Here is an 18,865-nt window from a genome sequence, read left to right on the forward strand (position 1 = left end):
AGACCGAGTCGACCCAATCGCGGGCAAGCCCGCTCCCACAAGGTTTTGCTGTGTGACATAGATGGCAGTCACAGCAAAGGTCCCTGTGGGAGCGGGCTTGCCCGCGAAGGCGATATCAATCGCGCAGAGTAATCACTGGCCAACCCCGCTTCTCGGCCTCGGCGCGCAGATTCACGTCCGGGTCGACGGCGATCGGGTTCGCCACCCGCTCCAGCAGCGCCAGGTCATTCATCGAATCGCTGTAGAAATAGCTGTCTTCCAGGTTATGGCCAGTCTCTTCCAGCCAACGAAGTAGCCGGGTCACCTTGCCTTCACGGAAGCACGGGACATCGGTGCTGCGCCCGCTGTAACGGCCGTCGATCATTTCGCATTCGGTGGCGATCAGGGTTTCAACGCCTAAGCGCGTGGCAATCGGCCCGGTCACAAAGCGGTTGGTGGCGGTGATGATCACCAGCTTGTCGCCAGCCTCGCGGTGTTGGGCCAACAGATCGAGGCCCTTGGCCAGCACGATCGGTTCGATGCAGTCGCGCATGTAGTCCAGGTGCCATTGACCCAGGGTGGCCATGTCGGTGCGACCGAGGACTTCCAGGCAGAAGTTCAGGTACGCGTCATTATCCAGCTTGCCGGCCAGGTAGTCCTGATAGAACTCGTCGTTGCGTGCCTTGTAGGCGACGGCGTCGAGGAAGCCGCGTTCGCACAGATAATCGCCCCAGGCGTGGTCACTGTCACCGCCCAGAAGCGTGTTGTCCAAGTCGAATAAAGCCAGCCGCATTGAAGTTACTCGCTGAAAAGTCTGTAGAAAGGTGTCCAGAATACGGACTTTTCACAAGAGTGCACATAAGGTAGGTCGGCGCGTTGCTGCTTTCACAACCTTTGTGGAACAATGCGACGACATGCGTTTGCGAGGTTGTTGCCGTGATCGACCCCGATGGTTTCCGCCCCAATGTCGGGATCATTCTGACGAATGATGCTGGCCAGGTGCTATGGGCTCGCCGTATCAATCAAGATGCCTGGCAGTTTCCACAGGGCGGGATCAACCCCCAGGAGACGCCGGAAGACGCCTTGTACCGCGAGTTGAACGAAGAAGTGGGCCTGGAGCGCGAAGATGTTGAAATTCTCGCCTGCACCCGGGGCTGGTTGCGTTATCGTTTGCCGCAACGCTTGGTCAGAACGCACAGCCAACCGCTGTGCATCGGCCAGAAACAGAAATGGTTTCTCCTGCGCCTGATCTCCAACGAGCAGCGGGTGCGGATGGATTTGACCGGTAAACCGGAATTCGATGGCTGGCGCTGGGTCAGTTATTGGTATCCGTTGGGCCAGGTGGTGACATTCAAGCGCGAGGTGTATCGACGCGCTCTCAAAGAGCTTGCCCCGCGCCTTTTAGCGCGCGACTGACGACGGAGTTCGACCCCGAGCCATGCTCAATACGCTGCGCAAGATCGTCCAGGAAGTTAACTCCGCCAAGGATCTCAAGGCGGCGTTGGGGATTATTGTGTTGCGCGTCAAAGAGGCCATGGGCAGCCAGGTCTGCTCGGTCTACCTGCTTGATCCAGAGACCAACCGCTTCGTGCTGATGGCCACCGAGGGCTTGAACAAGCGCTCGATCGGCAAAGTCAGCATGGCACCCAACGAAGGTCTGGTCGGCCTGGTCGGCACGCGTGAAGAACCCCTGAACCTCGAAAACGCCGCGGATCACCCGCGCTACCGTTACTTCGCCGAGACCGGTGAAGAGCGCTACGCGTCGTTCCTCGGGGCGCCGATCATTCACCACCGTCGTGTCGTCGGCGTGTTGGTCATTCAGCAAAAGGAACGCCGCCAGTTCGATGAAGGTGAAGAAGCCTTCCTCGTGACCATGAGCGCGCAGCTCGCCGGTGTTATCGCTCACGCCGAGGCCACCGGTTCGATCCGCGGCCTGGGTCGTCAGGGCAAAGGCATCCAGGAAGCAAAGTTCATTGGCGTACCGGGTTCGCCGGGCGCGGCGGTCGGTACCGCGGTCGTCATGCTGCCACCGGCCGATCTGGACGTGGTGCCGGACAAGACCATCAGCGACATTGATGCAGAGCTTGCGCTGTTCAAGACCGCCATTGAAGGCGTGCGCGCCGACATGCGCGCCTTGTCCGCCAAGTTGGCGACCCAGCTGCGGCCGGAAGAGCGAGCGCTGTTCGACGTTTACCTGATGATGCTTGACGATGCCTCGCTCGGTAGTGAAATCACTACCGTGATCAAGACCGGTCAGTGGGCTCAGGGCGCGTTGCGTCAGGTGGTCACCGAACACGTCAACCGTTTCGAATTGATGGACGACGCCTACCTGCGTGAGCGCGCCTCGGACGTCAAAGACCTCGGCCGTCGCTTGCTCGCCTACTTGCAGGAAGAGCGGCAGCAGACGCTGGTCTACCCCGATAACACCATTCTGGTCAGCGAAGAACTGACGCCGGCGATGCTCGGCGAGGTGCCGGAAGGCAAGCTGGTCGGTCTGGTGTCGGTACTCGGCTCCGGTAACTCCCACGTGGCGATCCTGGCGCGCGCCATGGGTATCCCGACGGTGATGGGCCTGGTCGACCTGCCGTATTCCAAGGTCGACGGCATCCAGATGATCGTCGACGGCTACCACGGCGAGGTTTATACCAACCCCAGTGACGTGCTGCGCAAGCAGTTCGCCGACGTGGTCGAGGAAGAGAAGCAACTGGCCCTCGGGCTGGATGCATTGCGTGACCTGCCGTGCGTAACGGTCGACGGCCACCGCATGCCGCTGTGGGTCAACACCGGCCTGCTGGCGGACGTGGCGCGGGCGCAAAAACGCGGTGCCGAGGGGGTAGGCCTGTACCGCACCGAAGTGCCGTTCATGATCAACCAGCGCTTCCCGAGCGAAAAGGAACAGCTGGCGATCTATCGCGAGCAGCTCGCCGCGTTCCATCCGCAACCGGTGACCATGCGCAGCCTGGACATCGGCGGCGACAAGGCGCTGTCATACTTCCCGATCAAGGAAGACAACCCGTTCCTCGGCTGGCGCGGCATCCGCGTGACCCTTGACCACCCGGAAATCTTCCTGGTGCAGACCCGCGCCATGCTCAAGGCCAGTGAAGGCCTGAACAACCTGCGCATTCTGCTGCCGATGATTTCCGGCACTCACGAACTGGAAGAAGCCCTGCACCTGATCCATCGGGCCTGGGGCGAAGTCCGCGACGAAGGCACCGACGTGCCGATGCCGCCGGTTGGCGTGATGATCGAGATTCCGGCGGCGGTGTATCAGACCAAGGAACTGGCGCGGCAAGTGGACTTCCTGTCGGTCGGCTCCAATGACCTGACCCAGTACCTGCTGGCCGTGGACCGCAACAACCCACGGGTGGCCGACCTATACGACTACCTGCATCCGGCCGTGTTGCAAGCCTTGCAGAACGTGGTGCGCGACGCTCATGCCGAAGGCAAGCCTGTGAGTATCTGCGGTGAAATGGCCGGTGACCCGGCAGCGGCGGTGCTGTTGATGGCGATGGGCTTCGACAGCTTGTCGATGAACGCCACCAACTTGCCGAAAGTGAAGTGGATGCTGCGTCAGATCAATCTGAGCAAGGCCAAGGAGTTGCTGGCGGAGCTGATGACCATCGACAACCCGCAAGTTATCCACAGCTCGCTGCAACTGGCGCTGAAGAACCTTGGGTTGGCGCGGATGATTAATCCGGCTTCGGTCAAAACCCTCTAAAACGCTGAGGGCCTGTGGTGAGGGAGCTTGCTCCCGCTGGAGGCCGAAGGACTCCCGATTCAGGCAACCGTGTTCTTTCATTGAGACACGGTTGTCTGGTTTCGCGGCTGCTGCGCAACCGAGCGGGAGCAAGCTCCCTCGCCACAGTTTATCGCTCGACCTTCAAATCCTGACCTCAACTTCCCCCAAATGCCCCCCATACGGCCCGAAGCTCCGCTCGACCATATGCCGCACTCCATCCGCCTGCACGATCAACGCCGTGCTCGCCCGTGTCCCGTAAGTCGGACTCTTGATAAACACGCTCGACAACAACGTCTCGGTGGCCTGCCCCACGCCGGTGTCCGGCAGCTCGGCAAGCGGCGCCGTCTGCGGATCGCTCAGCAAGGCCAATAGTGCCTGCGGCTGCGGATCGTCCAGCACCTCGCTCAACGCTGCCTTGGCCTTGAGCACTTTTGGCCATGACGTATCCAGCCCTGCGTTCGATAACCCATAAACCCCAGGCTTGAGCCTGACCGCTTCGGTCTCCCGGGCATTGAAGTGCCACAACTCGCTGGCGTTACCGATTAACAGATTAAACCCGGCGTATTCAGGCGAACGTCGGATAACGTCGTTTAAATAGTCTTCAAGCGACATATCCCCACTGAGAAACTGCGCCACCAGTTCACCCCGCGACTTGCGCGCCGTTGGCTGAAGGGGATCACGAATGTTGGTCAGTGCCGCGAAGCGCCTGTTGGCGCCGACACCGAGCCACGTACCGCCGGCCTCAAGGTCGCGACCGGCATACACATGTGGGGCATGCGGCCATTGCGCCAGGGGCAGGCTGGGCCGGGCATAGAATTCGTCGCGGTTGGCCGCCACGATCAGCGGCTGGGCATGACCCGGCCGCCAGGCAAAAACAATCAGGCACATAAGGTGGTCCTTGTGTGTTTTTTGCTCACTCTACGCAGACATCGCTCATCGATCCATCGCCATCCACAGTGGAGCCCGAGGCCATGCATCCGTTACCATGCCGCTCCTGATTTGGGATGCTTGGGGATGTGGCCATGGAATTTCTGCTCTATCTGGCGCTGGGCGCCTGTGCGGGCGTGCTGGCCGGGCTGTTCGGGGTAGGCGGCGGGATCATCATCGTCCCGGTGCTGGTGTTCAGTTTCACTTTGCAGGGATTCGATCCGTCGATCCTGACACATCTGGCTGTCGGCACCTCTCTGGCGACGATCATCTTTACGTCGGTCAATGCGGTTCGCGAGCATCATCGCCGTGGCGCCGTGCGTTGGCCGATTTTTGCCTGGATGACCCTCGGCATTCTGATCGGTGCCGGTTTCGGCGCGCTGACCGCCGAAGCGATCTCCGGGCCGAATTTGCAGAAGATCATTGGCGTATTCGCGCTGATCATCGCTGTTCAACTCGCTTTGGACTTCAAACCCAAGGCCAGCCGAACGGTGCCCGGCAAAGTCGGCCTGACCGTGGCCGGCAGCGTCATTGGCTGGGCCTCGGCGATATTCGGGATTGGCGGCGGCTCGTTGACCGTGCCGTTCCTGACCTGGCGCAGCGTGCCGATGCAGCAAGCGGTGGCCACTTCGTCGGCCTGTGGCCTGCCCATCGCCTTGGCAAGTGCATTAAGTTTCATGATTCTGGGCTGGCACGATCCACTGCTGCCGGCCCATAGTCTCGGTTTTGTGTATTTGCCGGCACTGCTGGGGATCGCCTTGACCAGCATGGTCTTCGCCCGCATCGGTGCTCGACTGGCCCACAAGCTGTCGGCGCGCTTGCTGAAAAGACTGTTTGCCGCTTTGCTGTTTTGCGTCGGCTTGAGCTTCTTGCTCTGACGTGTAACGCAATCCTGGCTTAATCCTGGCGTGACAGCGTCGCCCGGGAATTTGAAGGTTTCAACTCTAACGAGGAGTCGCAATGCTGCCTTACCCGCAGATCGACCCGGTGGCCCTGGCCATCGGTCCGCTGAAAATCCACTGGTACGGCCTGATGTACCTGGTCGGCATCGGCGGCGCGTGGCTGCTGGCGTCCCGTCGGCTGAACCGCTTCGACCCGACCTGGACCAAGGAGAAACTCTCCGACATGGTGTTCTGGATGTCGATGGGCGTCATCGTCGGTGGCCGCTTGGGTTATGTGCTGTTCTACGATCTGCATGCCTATCTGGCCAACCCGACGCTGATCTTCGAAGTATGGAAGGGTGGCATGTCGTTCCACGGTGGCTTCATCGGCGTGATGCTCGCGGCGTTGTGGTTCGGTAGAAAGAACGGCAAGTCGTTCTTCCAGCTGATGGACTTCGTCGCGCCGATGGTGCCGATCGGCCTGGGTGCCGGGCGCATCGGTAACTTCATCAACGCCGAGTTGTGGGGCAAGCCGACTGACGTGCCGTGGGCGATGGTCTTCCCGCCGTTCAGCGATCCGGCGCAGTTGGCGCGTCACCCGTCGCAGCTGTACCAGTTCGCCCTCGAAGGCGTGGCGCTGTTCGCCATCCTCTGGCTGTTCTCGCGCAAGCCGCGGCCGACCATGGCGGTGTCCGGGATGTTCGCGCTGTTCTATGGCATCTTCCGTTTCATCGTCGAATTCGTTCGCGTACCGGACGCGCAACTGGGCTATCTGGCCTGGAACTGGCTGACCATGGGCCAGGTGCTGTGCGTACCGATGATCGTCGGCGGTCTGTTCCTGATCTGGCTGGCTTATCGACGCGCCCCGGCGGCTCCGGTTGCTCCAGCTGTTTAAGACGCCGCGCTATACATTCGAACCCTGGGGCTTCGGTCCCGGGTTCAAGGACACAGGTAATTCATGAAGCAATATCTCGAACTGGTCGCCCACGTCATCAGGAACGGCACCAAACAGGCCAACCGCACCGGCGTGAACACCATCAGCTTTCCGGGTGCGATGCTGCGCTTCGATTTGCAGGAAGGTTTCCCGGCGATCACCACCCGCAAGATGGCCTTCAAATCCGCCATCGGCGAGATGTGCGGTTTTCTGCGCGGGGTGAACAACGCTGCTGAATTCCGTGCGCTGGGCTGCAAGGTCTGGGACCAGAACGCCAACGAAAACGCCCAGTGGCTGGCCAACCCGTTCCGTCAGGGCGAAGATGACCTCGGCGAGATCTACGGCGTGCAATGGCGCAAATGGCCGGCGTACAAACAGATCCCGATCAGTAATCAGGCCGCCATCGAGCAGACCCTGAGCCAGGGTTATCGTCAGATCGCCGAAGGCGAAGAGGACGGTCAGGCTTATGTGGTGCTGTACAAGGCGATCGACCAGATTCGCCAGTGCGTCGACACCATCATCAAGGATCCGGGCAGCCGTCGCATCCTGTTCCACGGCTGGAACGTCGCCCAGCTCGACGAAATGGCCCTGCCGCCGTGCCACTTGCTGTACCAGTTCCACCCGAATGTCGAGACCAAGGAAATCTCCCTGACCCTCTACATCCGCTCCAACGACCTGGGCCTGGGCACGCCGTTCAACCTCACCGAAGGCGCCGCGTTGCTGAGCCTGATCGGTCGCCTGACCGGTTACACGCCGCGTTGGTTCACCTATTTCATCGGTGATGCCCACGTCTACGAAAACCACCTGGATATGCTCAACGAACAGCTCAAGCGTGAGCCGTTCCCGATGCCGAAACTGGTGATTTCTGACCGCGTGCCGGAGTTTGCCAAGACCGGTGTTTATCAGCCGGAATGGCTGGAGTTGATCGAGCCGAGTGATTTCTCGCTCGAAGGCTATGAGCACCACGCGCCGATGACCGCGCCGATGGCGGTATAAGGTTTAGCGCAAACCTTGTGGGAGCGAGCCTGCTCGCGATGAGGCCGTCACATTCAGCATTATTGTTGACTGTCAGGCCGGCATCGCGAGCAGGCTCGCTCCCACATTTGATTTGTGGTGTTCTCAATGCCCATGACTTCTCCCGACATGGGAATGCTCCACCTCCGTCGCCACCACCCCGCCGCTCACTTCCAACCGCTGCAAAATCCCGCACTGATCGATATCCGGCCCTTCGCTGCAGCGTTGGCGCAGGTCGAGCAGTTGTGTCTGCAAGGCCAGCAAGCCGTCGATTCGTGCCTTCACATGGTGGATGTGTTCGTCGATCAGCGCGTTGACGTTTTCGCATTGATCCTGCGGGCTGTCGCGCAGGGCCAGCAGGCTGCGGATTTCCTCGAGGGTCATGTCCAGGGTGCGGCAATTGCGGATGAAGGTCAGGCGCTCGACGTGGGCCTGGGTGTAGACGCGGTAATTTCCGTCGCTGCGGGCCGGCTCCGGTAGCAGGTTTTCGCGCTCGTAGTAGCGGATGGTTTCCACGGCGCAGTCGGTGAGTTTCGCCAGTTCTCCTATTTTCATCGCGACAATCTCCAAAAGGATGCTTGACCCTATAGTGGCTACAGGGTCTTTACTTGGCAACAGGCACCTTCATGGACGCGACCAATGAGCGATTCTCTTCACACCCACAAACCCGAGGCTGATCACGATCACGATCACGATCACGATCACGATCACAGCCACAAGCTGCAGCCTGTGCAGAAACATGACCATGGCGGCCACGGCGATTCCTGCTGTTCCTCCAAAGTCGCGGCGCCATCGCTGATCAAGTTGAGCGAGACGCCGACCGCCGGCGCGCGGCTGAGCAATTTCCGCATCGAGGCCATGGACTGCCCGACCGAGCAGACGCTGATCCAGAACAAACTCGGGAAGCTTTCGGGCGTGCAGCAACTGGAATTCAACCTGATCAACCGCGTGCTGGGCGTGACCCACGACCTGCCGGGCACCGCGCCCATAATCGACGCCATCAAATCCCTCGGCATGCACGCCGAGCCACTGGAACAAGGCGTCGAAGCGCCAACTCCTGTGCCACAGAAAAAACCTTGGTGGCCATTGGCGCTGTCCGGCGTTGGTGCGCTGGCGGCTGAAGTTATCCACTTCACTAACGCTGCGCCCAATTGGGTGGTGGCGGTTATCGCGCTGATCTCGATCCTCAGCGGTGGCCTCAGCACTTACAAAAAGGGCTGGATTGCCCTGAAAAATCTCAACCTGAACATCAACGCGCTGATGAGCATCGCGGTGACCGGCGCGATTTTGATCGGTCAATGGCCGGAAGCGGCGATGGTGATGTTCCTGTTCACCGTGGCCGAGTTGATCGAAGCCAGGTCTCTGGACCGGGCACGCAACGCCATCGGCGGGCTGATGCAGATGACCCCCGAGCAAGCCACGGTACAGCAGGCCGACGGCAGTTGGGTCGCTCAACCGGTGAAAAACATCGAATTGGGTGTACGGGTGCGAGTGCGTCCCGGCGAACGAATCGGTCTGGACGGCGAAGTGGTGGCCGGCAGCTCGACCATCGATCAGGCGCCCATCACCGGCGAAAGCCTGCCGGTAGAGAAAACCGTCGGCGACAAGGTGTTCGCCGGCACCATCAACCAGTCCGGTTCGCTGGAATATACCGTGACTGCTGCGGCCAACCATTCGACCTTGGCGCGGATCATCCACGCCGTGGAACAGGCCCAAGGGGCGCGGGCACCGACCCAGCGTTTCGTCGACAGCTTCTCGAAAATCTACACACCGGCGGTGTTCATACTGGCCCTGGCCGTGGCAGTGATCCCGCCGCTGTTCATGGATGCGCTGTGGTTCGACTGGATCTACCGGGCGCTGGTGTTGCTGGTAGTCGCCTGCCCGTGCGCACTGGTGATTTCCACCCCGGTGACCATCGTCAGCGGCCTCGCGGCAGCGGCGCGCAAAGGGATTCTGGTCAAGGGCGGCGTCTACCTGGAGCACGGCCACAAACTCGATTACCTGGCCCTCGACAAGACTGGCACCCTCACTCACGGCAAACCGGTGCAGACTGACTACCTGTCCCTCGACCCGACCGCTGATGAAACTGCCCCGGCTATTGCGGCGGCGCTGGCCGGTCGTTCGGATCACCCGGTATCGCTGGCCATCGTCAATGCGGCTGTGGATAAACAACTTGCGCCGCTGACTGTGGATAACTTCGAAGCCCTGGCGGGGCGTGGTGTGCGTGGGGAGATCAACGGTGAGCTCTACCACTTGGGCAACCACCGCCTGGTGGAAGATTTGGGCCTGTGTTCTCCGGCGCTGGAAGAAAAGCTGTTTGCTCTGGAGAAACAGGGCAAGTCGGTGGTGCTGCTGCTCGACCAGTCCGGCCCGCTGGCGCTGTTTGCCGTGGCCGACACCGTGAAAGAGTCCAGCCGCGAGGCCATCCGGCAACTGCACGATCTGGGCATCAAAACCCTGATGCTCACCGGCGACAACGTCCACACCGCCCAGGCAATCGCTGCTCAAGTCGGTATCGATCAGGCGAAAGGCGACTTGTTGCCAACCGACAAGCTACAGGCCATCGAAGCGCTTTATGCACAGGGCCATAACGTCGGCATGGTCGGCGACGGCATCAATGATGCTCCGGCTCTGGCGCGTGCCGAAATCGGTTTCGCCATGGCGGCTGCTGGTACCGATACCGCCATCGAAACCGCCGATGTTGCCCTGATGGACGACGATCTGCGCAAAATCCCGGCCTTCATCCGCCTGTCGCAGCAGACCTCGAATATCCTCAAACAGAACATCGCCTTGGCATTGGTCATCAAGGCGATCTTTCTTGGGGTAACCTTCGCCGGGCTCGCCACCATGTGGATGGCGGTGTTCGCCGACATGGGCGTGAGCCTGTTGGTGGTGTTCAACGGTTTGCGCCTGTTGCGCAAATAGACGATTTGCTGAGGCTCCGGCTTAAGCATTGCGGTGACTGGTCTGGCGCCTTCGCGGGCTTGCTCGCGAAGGCGCCCGCCTGAACAACACATCACCCGGGCTCTACAACTGCTGCGCCAACACCTCAACCTGTTCCTGCCGCTCCGCCTGATTCAACTTCGAATGAGGATTGAGCGACGACCACTGCGGATGCGCCCGAGCCTTGTTCAGCGCTTCCGGCAGTTTGCCTTCGCGCCAGGTCTTGTCCTGCGGTGTAGCGACCTGAATGCTGTCCATCGCCGCATGCCCGCGCTGGTTCAGGGCTTGCAGCAATTGCCGCTGGCGCAAGGCCAACAGCCGCAGCACGCTGTCGTCGACGGTCAGTTCTCGCTGGCCTTTGATCTTGCCCAGCAGGCGGCTGCCGTAACTGCGCGCGGTTTGCAGGGCGCCACCGGCAATCGCTCCGGCCAGCGCCGCCGCGCCGAGGGTCAGGCCGCCCACCAGCAAGTCGACCCCGGCCCCGGCCGCTGCACCGGCCGCGATGCCGCCGCCAACCCGCACACCGAGCTGTTTCAGGGTTTCCGGGTTGAACAAGTCATCGCCCCAGCGGCCATCAAGCAGCGGCAGGTCACTGGCTGCCGCGTCTTGTGGGCGGAAGGCGTAGAGCTTGAGCAAGGCCTCGACGCAGCGTTGTTCGCGCTGACGCACCGCTTTGCGCAGTTCGCCGATCGCTTGCTGTTCCTGCTCCGCCTCGCTGACCACACTGCGGCGGCAGGCGGCGCAATCGATCAATAAGTCGGCAATCAGCTGCGCTGCACTCTGCTGACGGGCCAGGCGTTGGGCCTGTTGATCGGCGATCAAGCGTTCCAGCTGTTCACGAGAGTTTTCCAGCAGCAGCGCGAGGCTTTCATAGAGTCGGCGTTCGCCATCTTCCGGCGGCGCGACACTGTCGAACCGCACCAATGCGTGCAAGCCCAATCGCGCCAGGGCTTCACGCCAGTCAGGTTCGCGATGCTGGGCGCTGCTGACAAAGTTCAGCACCGGCAGCAGCGGTTTGCCGCAACTGGCCAGTACTTCCAGTTCGTCGCGGTACTTGGCCAGCACCGGCTCCCGGGCGTCGATCACGTAGAGGCCGGCATCCGAGGCGAGCAGTTGCCGCAGCACCTTGGCTTCCTGTTCGAAGCGCTGCCGAGCTTCGCTGCTCTCAAGGAATCGTGCCAGCCGTGCCGGGCCGTCGAGGCGTTCACCGGGCCGCTCCAGGCGCTCGAGGTAGTCGAGCAGGGCGATGGCATCTTCCAGGCCCGGCGTGTCGAACAGATCGAGCAACGGCTCGCCGTCGACCGACAATCGCGCGCCTTCGACATGGCGCGTGGTGCTGGGGCGATGGGACACTTCGCCGAAACCGGCATCCCGCGTCAGTGTTCGCAGCAACGAGGTTTTGCCGACGTTGGTGTGGCCGACCACGGCGAGTTTCAACGGCTGTTTCCAGGCATCAGTCATGACCCGTCTCCAGCCAGTTCAACGGTGCGCAATCGGCGAATGGCAGGTCCAGTTGTTGTAGCGCCACATGCCAGTCGCCCAGGCGTTCGGCATCCAGCGCTTCGCCGGGGGGCGCTTGCAGCAACCACACGCGGGTGGCGGTGGCGCTGCGGGCCAGTTCGGCAATCAGCGCCAGGCTGCCACGGTCCGGCGAACGCCGGGGATCGCAGGCGATAGCCAGGCGAGCCGGGGGAAAGCGACTCAGCTGTTCGAGCAGTTTGTGCCGGGACTCGCGGCTGTCGAGGACGCCGGCATTGTTGACGCTTTTCGGCAGCTGCGGCGGCCAGGGACGTTGATCGTCCAGCTCGATGGCCACCAACAGCGCGCCATCGCTTTGCAGATCGCTGGCCGCGTTTTCAACCCGATGAAGTTGCTCAGGCGCGGCGTCGTTGATGCCCAGCCGTTCGCTGGTGGGCATCAGCCGTTCGCGCAGTTGGGCGTAGCCGGGCAGGTTCAAATCCAGACGCAAGGCCGCTTGCCCGGTTTTCCAACGCCACAGGCAGAACAGTGCGAGGAGCAGGCGCGGCAAAACGCCGTACACCAGCAGCACGCCCACCAGCCACGCCGCCCAGGCCTGGCGAGCGCTTTCGATGTTCAGCGCGGCATCGCCGCTGGCGCGAATCATCTCCACGCTGGGCACACTGAAACCGAGCAAGGCTGGCAAGGCGCCGAGGGCCTGGGTCATGGCGACGAAGGTGTCGCCGCCGAGAATGGTGGTTTCCCAGACGAAGCCGTAGCGCCGGGTCGCCATCAGCGTCAGCACCATCACCAAGGCGCTGAGCATCGCCAGCAACCACAGTCCGTTGACCAGCACACCCAACGCCCAACGATTGAGTTTCTGCCGTTGCAGCAACAGCAGCAGCGCCGGTGCCAGTTGCGCGGCGTTGGCATCGCGGGCGAATTTTTCACTGAGCCACAGCCACACGCGTCCGAGGGCGGCACCGTGTTCGCCGGCGAACACCAGACCCAGGGCCCAGCTCAGCAACAGAATCAGGTTCAGCCCGAGCAGGCTGCCCAACGCCCAGAACACATTGACCGGGGTCTGACCGTCACCCAGCGCGGCAAACGCCAGGCCGGCGCCGCTGATCACCGCCAGCACGGCCAGCACGATCAGCGCCAGTCGCGCGCCTTGCAGCCAGTGTTTGAGGGCGCGTGTCTGTCCGTCGCGTTCGGCCAGCCACAGGGCGCGGCGTTGAATGCGCGTCGGCAGGTCGCCGCCAGCGCTACGGGCGATTCGGTTGGCTTCCAGATCATCCAGGGGGCCGGCGTGTTCTTCACGCAGGCGGATGGTTTCGCTCAGCCAGAGGTTTTGCAGGGGAGTCAGTTCAGTCACGCGGCATTCCGTCGCTTAATTGAGCGATGAGCATAACCGCTGTGACGCTTATCGGGGTAAGTGAGGCTCTGGTATCCTCGCCGGCATGACTAAATCACTCCCCCTCAGCCTGATCGCAGCCCTCGGTGAAAACCGTGTGATCGGCGTCGACAACAGCATGCCCTGGCACTTGCCGGGGGACTTCAAATACTTCAAGGCCACCACCCTCGGCAAGCCGATCATCATGGGTCGCAAGACCTGGGATTCCCTCGGTCGTCCGCTGCCGGGCCGGTTGAACATCGTGGTCAGCCGTCAGGCGGATCTGCAGCTGGAAGGCGCGGAGGTGTATCCGTCGCTGGAGGCAGCGGTGGTTCGGGCGCAGCAATGGGCGAACGAGCAGGGCGTCGATGAGGTGATGTTGATTGGCGGCGCGCAGTTGTATGCGCAAGGGTTGGCACAGGCTGATCGGCTATACCTGACCCGCGTGGCGCTGAGCCCGGAAGGGGATGCGTGGTTTCCGGAGTTTGATTTGAACCAGTGGAAACTGGTGTCGAATGTTCCGAATCCGGCGGAGGGTGACAAGCCTGCCTACAACTTCGAAGTTTGGGAAAAGGTTTAAAAGCATCGCGAGCAGGCTCGCTCCCACATTGGTTCTGTGGTGAAACACACACCGTGTGAACACCATAGATCCCTTGTGGGAGCGAGCCTGCTCGCGAAGAGGCCCGCCCAGTCGCTGAAAGACTTAAGCGTGAGCCAACTCCGAATGCTCATCCGTCTCCAGCAACGCTTTATCCGTCTGCTGCATGATCTGGCTGGTAATCGCCCCAGCGGTGATCGACCCACTCACGTTCAACGCCGTACGCCCCATATCGATCAGCGGCTCAACCGAAATCAGCAACGCCACCAGTGACACCGGCAAACCCATGGCCGGCAGCACGATCAACGCGGCGAAGGTCGCGCCACCACCGACCCCGGCCACGCCGGCCGAACTCAGCGTCACAATCGCCACCAATGTCGCGATCCACAGTGGGTCCAGCGGGTTGATGCCCACGGTCGGCGCGACCATCACCGCCAACATTGCCGGGTACAGACCGGCACAGCCGTTCTGGCCAATGGTCGCGCCAAACGAGGCGGCGAAACTGGCGATGGACTGTGGAATACCCAAACGGCTGGTCTGGGCTTCGATGCTCAGCGGAATGGTGGCGGCGCTGGAGCGGCTGGTGAAGGCAAACGTCAGCACCGGCCAGATCTTGCGGAAAAACCGCAGCGGGTTGATTCCGGCGGCCGATACCAGCAGGCCATGGACCACAAACATCAAACCCAGGCCTATGTAGGACACCACCACGAAACTGCCGAGCTTGATAATGTCTTGCAGGTTGGAGCCAGCGACCACTTTGGTCATCAGCGCCAATACGCCGTATGGGGTCAGCTTCATCACCAGGCGCACCAGACGCATCACCCAGGCTTGCAGGGTGTCGATGGCGTTGATCACTTTCTGACCTTTCTCGACATCATCCTTGAGCAATTGCAGCGCCGCGACCCCAAGGAATGCGGCGAAGATCACCACGCTGATGATCGACGTCGGTTTGGCGCGAGCCAGGTCGGCGAACGGGTTCTGCGGGATGAACGACAACAACAGTTGCGGCACATTCAGGTCGGCGACCTTGCCCGCATAGTCGGTCTGGATGGTTTGCAGGCGAGCCATTTCCTGAGTACCGGCGACCAGGCCTTCGGCGGTGAGGCCGAACAGGTTGGTCAGGCCGATGCCAATCAGCGCCGCGATGGCGGTGGTGAACAGCAGCGTGCCGATGGTCAGGAAGCTGATCTTGCCCAGCGACGAAGCGTTGTGCAGACGGGCCACGGCGCTGATGATCGAGGCGAACACCAGCGGGATCACGATCATTTGCAGCAACTGCACGTAACCGTTGCCCACCAGATCGAACCAGCCGATCGAGGCTTTCAGTACCGGGTTACCCGCACCAAAAATCGTGTGCAGGGCGACACCAAACGCCACGCCCAGTACCAGCGCCAGCAGCACCTTTTTGGCCAGGCTCCAGGTGGTGTGACGGGTTTGCGCCAGGCCAAAGAGCAAGGCGAGGAACACCAGCAGATTGAGGATCAGCGGCAGATTCATAGAGGCTCCATAGACTTGTGCCAGCCACCTTCGTGTGTGACTGCGAACCGGTAAGCCTAACAGCTTGATATGTAATGAATTAATATCAAAAACAGCGGTCGACTGTCGTTTTTGGAATAAGCCGATGGCGCGATGAGGAATGCCGCTGGCGGAATCAGGATGCAAGCGGTCGCGGGCAGGCGAGGACTGTCACACTTATTTGTTAGCGTCGATTTCTTTGAAACGGGGAGAAACGCCGATGAAGCTTGCACCGAAATTTCTTGCTACTGCACTTGGATTGAGTTTGAGCCTTGGCCTTGCCGGCCAGGCGTTCGCTACTGACCTGAAGCACTGGCCAGCCGATCAGGCCAAGGCGCTGGACGCGATGATCGCAGCCAATGCCAACAAGGGTAACTTTGCGGTGTTCGACATGGACAACACCAGTTACCGCTACGACCTCGAAGAGTCGTTGCTGCCGTTCATGGAAAACAAGGGCCTGATCACTCGCGAGAGCCTCGATCCCTCCCTGAAACTGATGCCGTTCAAGGACACCGCCGACCATAAGGAAAGCCTGTTCAGCTACTACTATCGCCTCTGCGAAATCGACGACATGGTTTGCTATCCATGGGTCGCCCAAGTGTTCTCCGGCTTCACGCTTCAGGAGCTCAAGGGCAACGTCGATGAGCTGATGGCGTCTGGCAAACCGGTACCGAGCACTTATTACGACGGCGACGTGGTCAAGACCATCGACGTCAACCCGCCGAAAATCTTCACCGGCCAGAAAGAGCTCTACAACAAGCTGATGGAGAACGGCATCGAGGTCTATGTGATGACCGCCGCCTCCGAAGAGCTGGTGCGCATGGTCGCTGCCGACCCGAAGTACGGCTACAACGTCAAACCGCAGAACGTGATCGGCGTGACCACGCTGCTCAAGGACCGCAAGACTGGCGAGCTGACCACGGCGCGTAAGCAGATTACTGCCGGCAAGTATGATGAGAAGGCTAACCTGGGCCTGGAACTGACCCCGTACCTGTGGACCCCGGCCACCTGGATGGCCGGCAAGCAGGCGGCCATCCTGACTTACATCGATGAATGGAAGAAACCGGTTCTTGTCGGCGGCGATACCCCGAGCAGCGACGGTTACATGCTGTTCCACAGCGTCGACGTGTCCAAGGGCGGCATCCATTTGTGGGTCAACCGCAAAGACAAGTACATGACCCAGATTAACGGCATGATGGCCAAGCACGCGGCAGCCCAGGCGAAAGAAGGGTTGGCGGTGACGGCAGACAAGAACTGGGTGATCGTCAAGCCTGAAGAGATCCAATAACACCGAATCGCGGCCAAGCTCACTCTCAAAGGCAACATAGAACCCATGTGGGAGCGGGTTGCCTGCAAGTTTGTGGATGGCAGTTGCCCGAGTCGATCGCAAAAAAATGCCCCGCACTTGGCGGGGCATTTTTTGTTCGGCGGTTAAGTATTACAGCCCGTCGAGCATCGCTTTGTTACGTACCGCACCCTTGTCGGCGCTGGTGGCCAACAGGGCATAGGCTTTCAGTGCAGTGGTCACTTTACGTGGACGCTTTTCCACTGGCTTCCAGCCTTTCTTGTCTTGCTCGACCCGGCGCGCGGCCAGTTCTTCGTCGCTGACCAACAGGTTGATCGAGCGGTTCGGAATGTCGATCAGTACCTTGTCGCCATCCTGCACCAGACCAATCGCGCCGCCGGCAGCGGCTTCTGGCGAAGCGTGGCCGATGGACAGGCCCGAGGTCCCGCCGGAGAAGCGGCCATCGGTGAGCAGGGCGCAGGCTTTGCCCAGGCCTTTGGATTTCAGGTAAGACGTCGGGTACAGCATTTCCTGCATGCCCGGGCCGCCTTTCGGGCCTTCGTAACGAATGATCACGATATCGCCGGCCTTCACTTCGTCGGCGAGGATGCCGCGTACGGCGCTGTCCTGGCTTTCGAAGATCTTCGCGTTGCCTTCGAAGACGTGGATCGACTCGTCGACACCGGCGGTTTTCACCACGCAGCCGTCCAGCGCGATGTTGCCGTACAGAACGGCCAGGCCGCCTTCTTTCGAGTAAGCGTGTTCGACACTGCGGATGCAGCCGTTTTCACGGTCGTCGTCCAGGGTTTCCCAACGGGTCGACTGGCTGAACGCGGTTTGCGTCGGGATACCCGCCGGGCCGGCCTTGAAGAAGTGATGCACCGCTTCGTCGTTGGTCTGGGTGATGTCCCACTTGGCGATACCTTCGGCCATGCTCTTGCTGTGCACGGTCGGCAGGTCGGTGTGCAGCAGGCCGCCACGGGCCAGGGAACCGAGGATGCTGAAGATCCCGCCGGCACGGTGCACGTCTTCCATGTGGTATTTCTGGATGTTCGGCGCGACCTTGCACAGTTGCGGTACATGGCGGGAGAGGCGGTCGATGTCGCGCAGGTCGAAATCGATCTCGGCTTCCTGGGCCGCGGCCAGCAAGTGCAGGATGGTGTTGGTGGAACCGCCCATGGCGATGTCCAGGGTCATGGCGTTTTCGAACGCCTTGAAGTTGGCGATGTTGCGCGGCAACACCGACTCATCGTTCTCGCCGTAGTAACGCTTGCACAACTCGACGATGGTGCGGCCGGCTTGCAGGAACAGCTGTTCGCGGTCGCTGTGGGTGGCCAGGGTCGAACCGTTGCCCGGCAATGCCAGACCCAGGGCTTCAACCAGGCAGTTCATCGAGTTGGCGGTGAACATGCCGGAGCAGGAGCCGCAAGTTGGGCAGGCACTACGCTCGTACTCGGCGACTTTCTCGTCGGATGCGCTGGAGTCGGCGGCGATTACCATGGCATCGACCAGGTCGAGACCGTGGCTGGCCAGTTTGGTCTTGCCGGCTTCCATCGGACCGCCGGAAACGAAGATCACCGGAATGTTCAGGCGCAAGGCGGCCATCAGCATGCCGGGGGTGATCTTGTCGCAGTTGGAGATGCAGACGATGGCGTCGGCGCAGTGGGCGTTGACCATGTATTCGACGGAGTCGGCAATGATCTCGCGGCTCGGCAGCGAATAGAGCATGCCGTCGTGGCCCATGGCGATGCCGTCATCCACGGCGATGGTGTTGAATTCTTTGGCTACGCCGCCGGCCCGTTCGATTTCGCGAGCGACCAGTTGGCCCAGATCCTTGAGGTGCACGTGGCCCGGTACGAACTGGGTAAAGGAGTTGGCAATGGCGATGATCGGCTTCTTGAAGTCGTCATCTTTCATCCCCGTGGCGCGCCACAGTGCGCGAGCACCGGCCATATTGCGGCCGTGGGTGGATGTTTTCGAGCGGTAATCAGGCATGGAGCACTCCGGGCGGCTAATCAGGTATCAAAAGGGAAGTGAGCTTCTATTGACGTCTGGAACACTCAGAAATGGCCGTGTGTCCGGAAGTTGCCGATGACTTTGCGGGATCGCCGCGCGCTTCAGCTTGAGCTCATAAACCCGCCGGGGGATGACTGGCGATGAATCTCGCGATTCTACACCGCTGGCGTCAGGAGGGAATGC

General features: G+C 61.1%; 15 protein-coding genes. 8 read left to right on the forward strand and 7 right to left on the reverse strand.

Features of this window, described 5'->3' with window-relative positions; all coding sequences use genetic code 11:
* Positions 1-115 precede the first annotated feature (115 nt).
* Positions 116-772 (reverse strand): HAD family hydrolase, encoded by a 657-nt coding sequence (locus tag QMK51_RS01785; RefSeq protein ID WP_320392998.1) that lies wholly within the window; start codon positions 770-772, stop codon positions 116-118.
* 143 nt (positions 773-915) lie between these two features.
* Between QMK51_RS01785 and QMK51_RS01790 the strand changes: the two genes are divergently transcribed.
* Entirely contained in the window at positions 916-1,395 is a 480-nt protein-coding gene (locus QMK51_RS01790) for an RNA pyrophosphohydrolase (RefSeq protein ID WP_007897732.1), read from the forward strand.
* A 22-nt stretch (positions 1,396-1,417) separates the two neighbouring features.
* A complete protein-coding gene (gene ptsP, locus QMK51_RS01795; protein ID WP_258698611.1) occupies positions 1,418-3,697 on the forward strand; it encodes a phosphoenolpyruvate--protein phosphotransferase in 2,280 nt (759 codons plus the stop codon).
* A 162-nt stretch (positions 3,698-3,859) separates the two neighbouring features.
* On the opposite strand, the gene QMK51_RS01800 is transcribed toward ptsP, so the two are convergent.
* Positions 3,860-4,606: an NRDE family protein gene (locus QMK51_RS01800; RefSeq protein WP_320392999.1), complete on the reverse strand. Its 747-nt coding sequence runs from the start codon at positions 4,604-4,606 to the stop codon at positions 3,860-3,862.
* A gap of 134 nt (positions 4,607-4,740) precedes the next feature.
* Between QMK51_RS01800 and QMK51_RS01805 the strand changes: the two genes are divergently transcribed.
* The 3 genes from QMK51_RS01805 to QMK51_RS01815 all read left to right on the forward strand — a co-directional run bounded on the left by QMK51_RS01805 (position 4,741) and on the right by QMK51_RS01815 (position 7,456).
* Entirely contained in the window at positions 4,741-5,523 is a 783-nt protein-coding gene (locus tag QMK51_RS01805; RefSeq protein WP_320393000.1) for a sulfite exporter TauE/SafE family protein, read from the forward strand.
* 82 nt (positions 5,524-5,605) lie between these two features.
* Positions 5,606-6,421 (forward strand): prolipoprotein diacylglyceryl transferase, encoded by an 816-nt coding sequence (lgt, locus tag QMK51_RS01810; protein WP_320393001.1) that lies wholly within the window; start codon positions 5,606-5,608, stop codon positions 6,419-6,421.
* A 63-nt stretch (positions 6,422-6,484) separates the two neighbouring features.
* On the forward strand, positions 6,485-7,456 hold the full coding sequence (locus tag QMK51_RS01815) for a thymidylate synthase (RefSeq protein WP_320393002.1): 972 nt from the start codon (positions 6,485-6,487) through the stop codon (positions 7,454-7,456).
* A gap of 123 nt (positions 7,457-7,579) precedes the next feature.
* Here the strand turns inward: QMK51_RS01815 and cadR are convergent, their stop codons facing one another.
* Entirely contained in the window at positions 7,580-8,029 is a 450-nt protein-coding gene (gene cadR / locus QMK51_RS01820; protein WP_258698615.1) for a Cd(II)/Pb(II)-responsive transcriptional regulator, read from the reverse strand.
* A gap of 84 nt (positions 8,030-8,113) precedes the next feature.
* Between cadR and QMK51_RS01825 the strand changes: the two genes are divergently transcribed.
* Positions 8,114-10,399, forward strand: coding sequence for a heavy metal translocating P-type ATPase (locus QMK51_RS01825; RefSeq protein ID WP_320393003.1), 2,286 nt, complete (start codon positions 8,114-8,116; stop codon positions 10,397-10,399).
* Between the two features lie 102 nt (positions 10,400-10,501).
* On the opposite strand, the gene QMK51_RS01830 is transcribed toward QMK51_RS01825, so the two are convergent.
* Both QMK51_RS01830 and QMK51_RS01835 read right to left on the reverse strand, forming a co-directional pair.
* Positions 10,502-11,878, reverse strand: a complete 1,377-nt coding sequence (locus QMK51_RS01830) for a GTPase/DUF3482 domain-containing protein (RefSeq protein WP_320393004.1) — start codon at positions 11,876-11,878, stop codon at positions 10,502-10,504.
* On the reverse strand, positions 11,871-13,250 hold the full coding sequence (locus tag QMK51_RS01835) for a DUF2868 domain-containing protein (RefSeq protein WP_320393005.1): 1,380 nt from the start codon (positions 13,248-13,250) through the stop codon (positions 11,871-11,873). Before QMK51_RS01835 ends, QMK51_RS01830 begins: the two co-directional genes overlap by 8 nt.
* Positions 13,251-13,335: 85 nt before the next feature.
* On the opposite strand from QMK51_RS01835, the gene QMK51_RS01840 reads away from it, so the two are divergent.
* Entirely contained in the window at positions 13,336-13,848 is a 513-nt protein-coding gene (locus tag QMK51_RS01840; protein ID WP_320393006.1) for a dihydrofolate reductase, read from the forward strand.
* Positions 13,849-13,971: 123 nt separating this feature from the next.
* On the opposite strand, the gene QMK51_RS01845 is transcribed toward QMK51_RS01840, so the two are convergent.
* Positions 13,972-15,363: an L-cystine transporter gene (locus QMK51_RS01845; RefSeq protein WP_320393007.1), complete on the reverse strand. Its 1,392-nt coding sequence runs from the start codon at positions 15,361-15,363 to the stop codon at positions 13,972-13,974.
* Between the two features lie 238 nt (positions 15,364-15,601).
* On the opposite strand from QMK51_RS01845, the gene QMK51_RS01850 reads away from it, so the two are divergent.
* Positions 15,602-16,669: a haloacid dehalogenase-like hydrolase gene (locus QMK51_RS01850; RefSeq protein ID WP_320393008.1), complete on the forward strand. Its 1,068-nt coding sequence runs from the start codon at positions 15,602-15,604 to the stop codon at positions 16,667-16,669.
* Between the two features lie 150 nt (positions 16,670-16,819).
* Here the strand turns inward: QMK51_RS01850 and ilvD are convergent, their stop codons facing one another.
* On the reverse strand, positions 16,820-18,661 hold the full coding sequence (gene ilvD / locus QMK51_RS01855) for a dihydroxy-acid dehydratase (RefSeq protein WP_258698622.1): 1,842 nt from the start codon (positions 18,659-18,661) through the stop codon (positions 16,820-16,822).
* Positions 18,662-18,865: the final 204 nt, after the last annotated feature.

This window comes from Pseudomonas sp. P9_31 (assembly GCF_034008235.1).
Taxonomy (GTDB): domain Bacteria; phylum Pseudomonadota; class Gammaproteobacteria; order Pseudomonadales; family Pseudomonadaceae; genus Aquipseudomonas.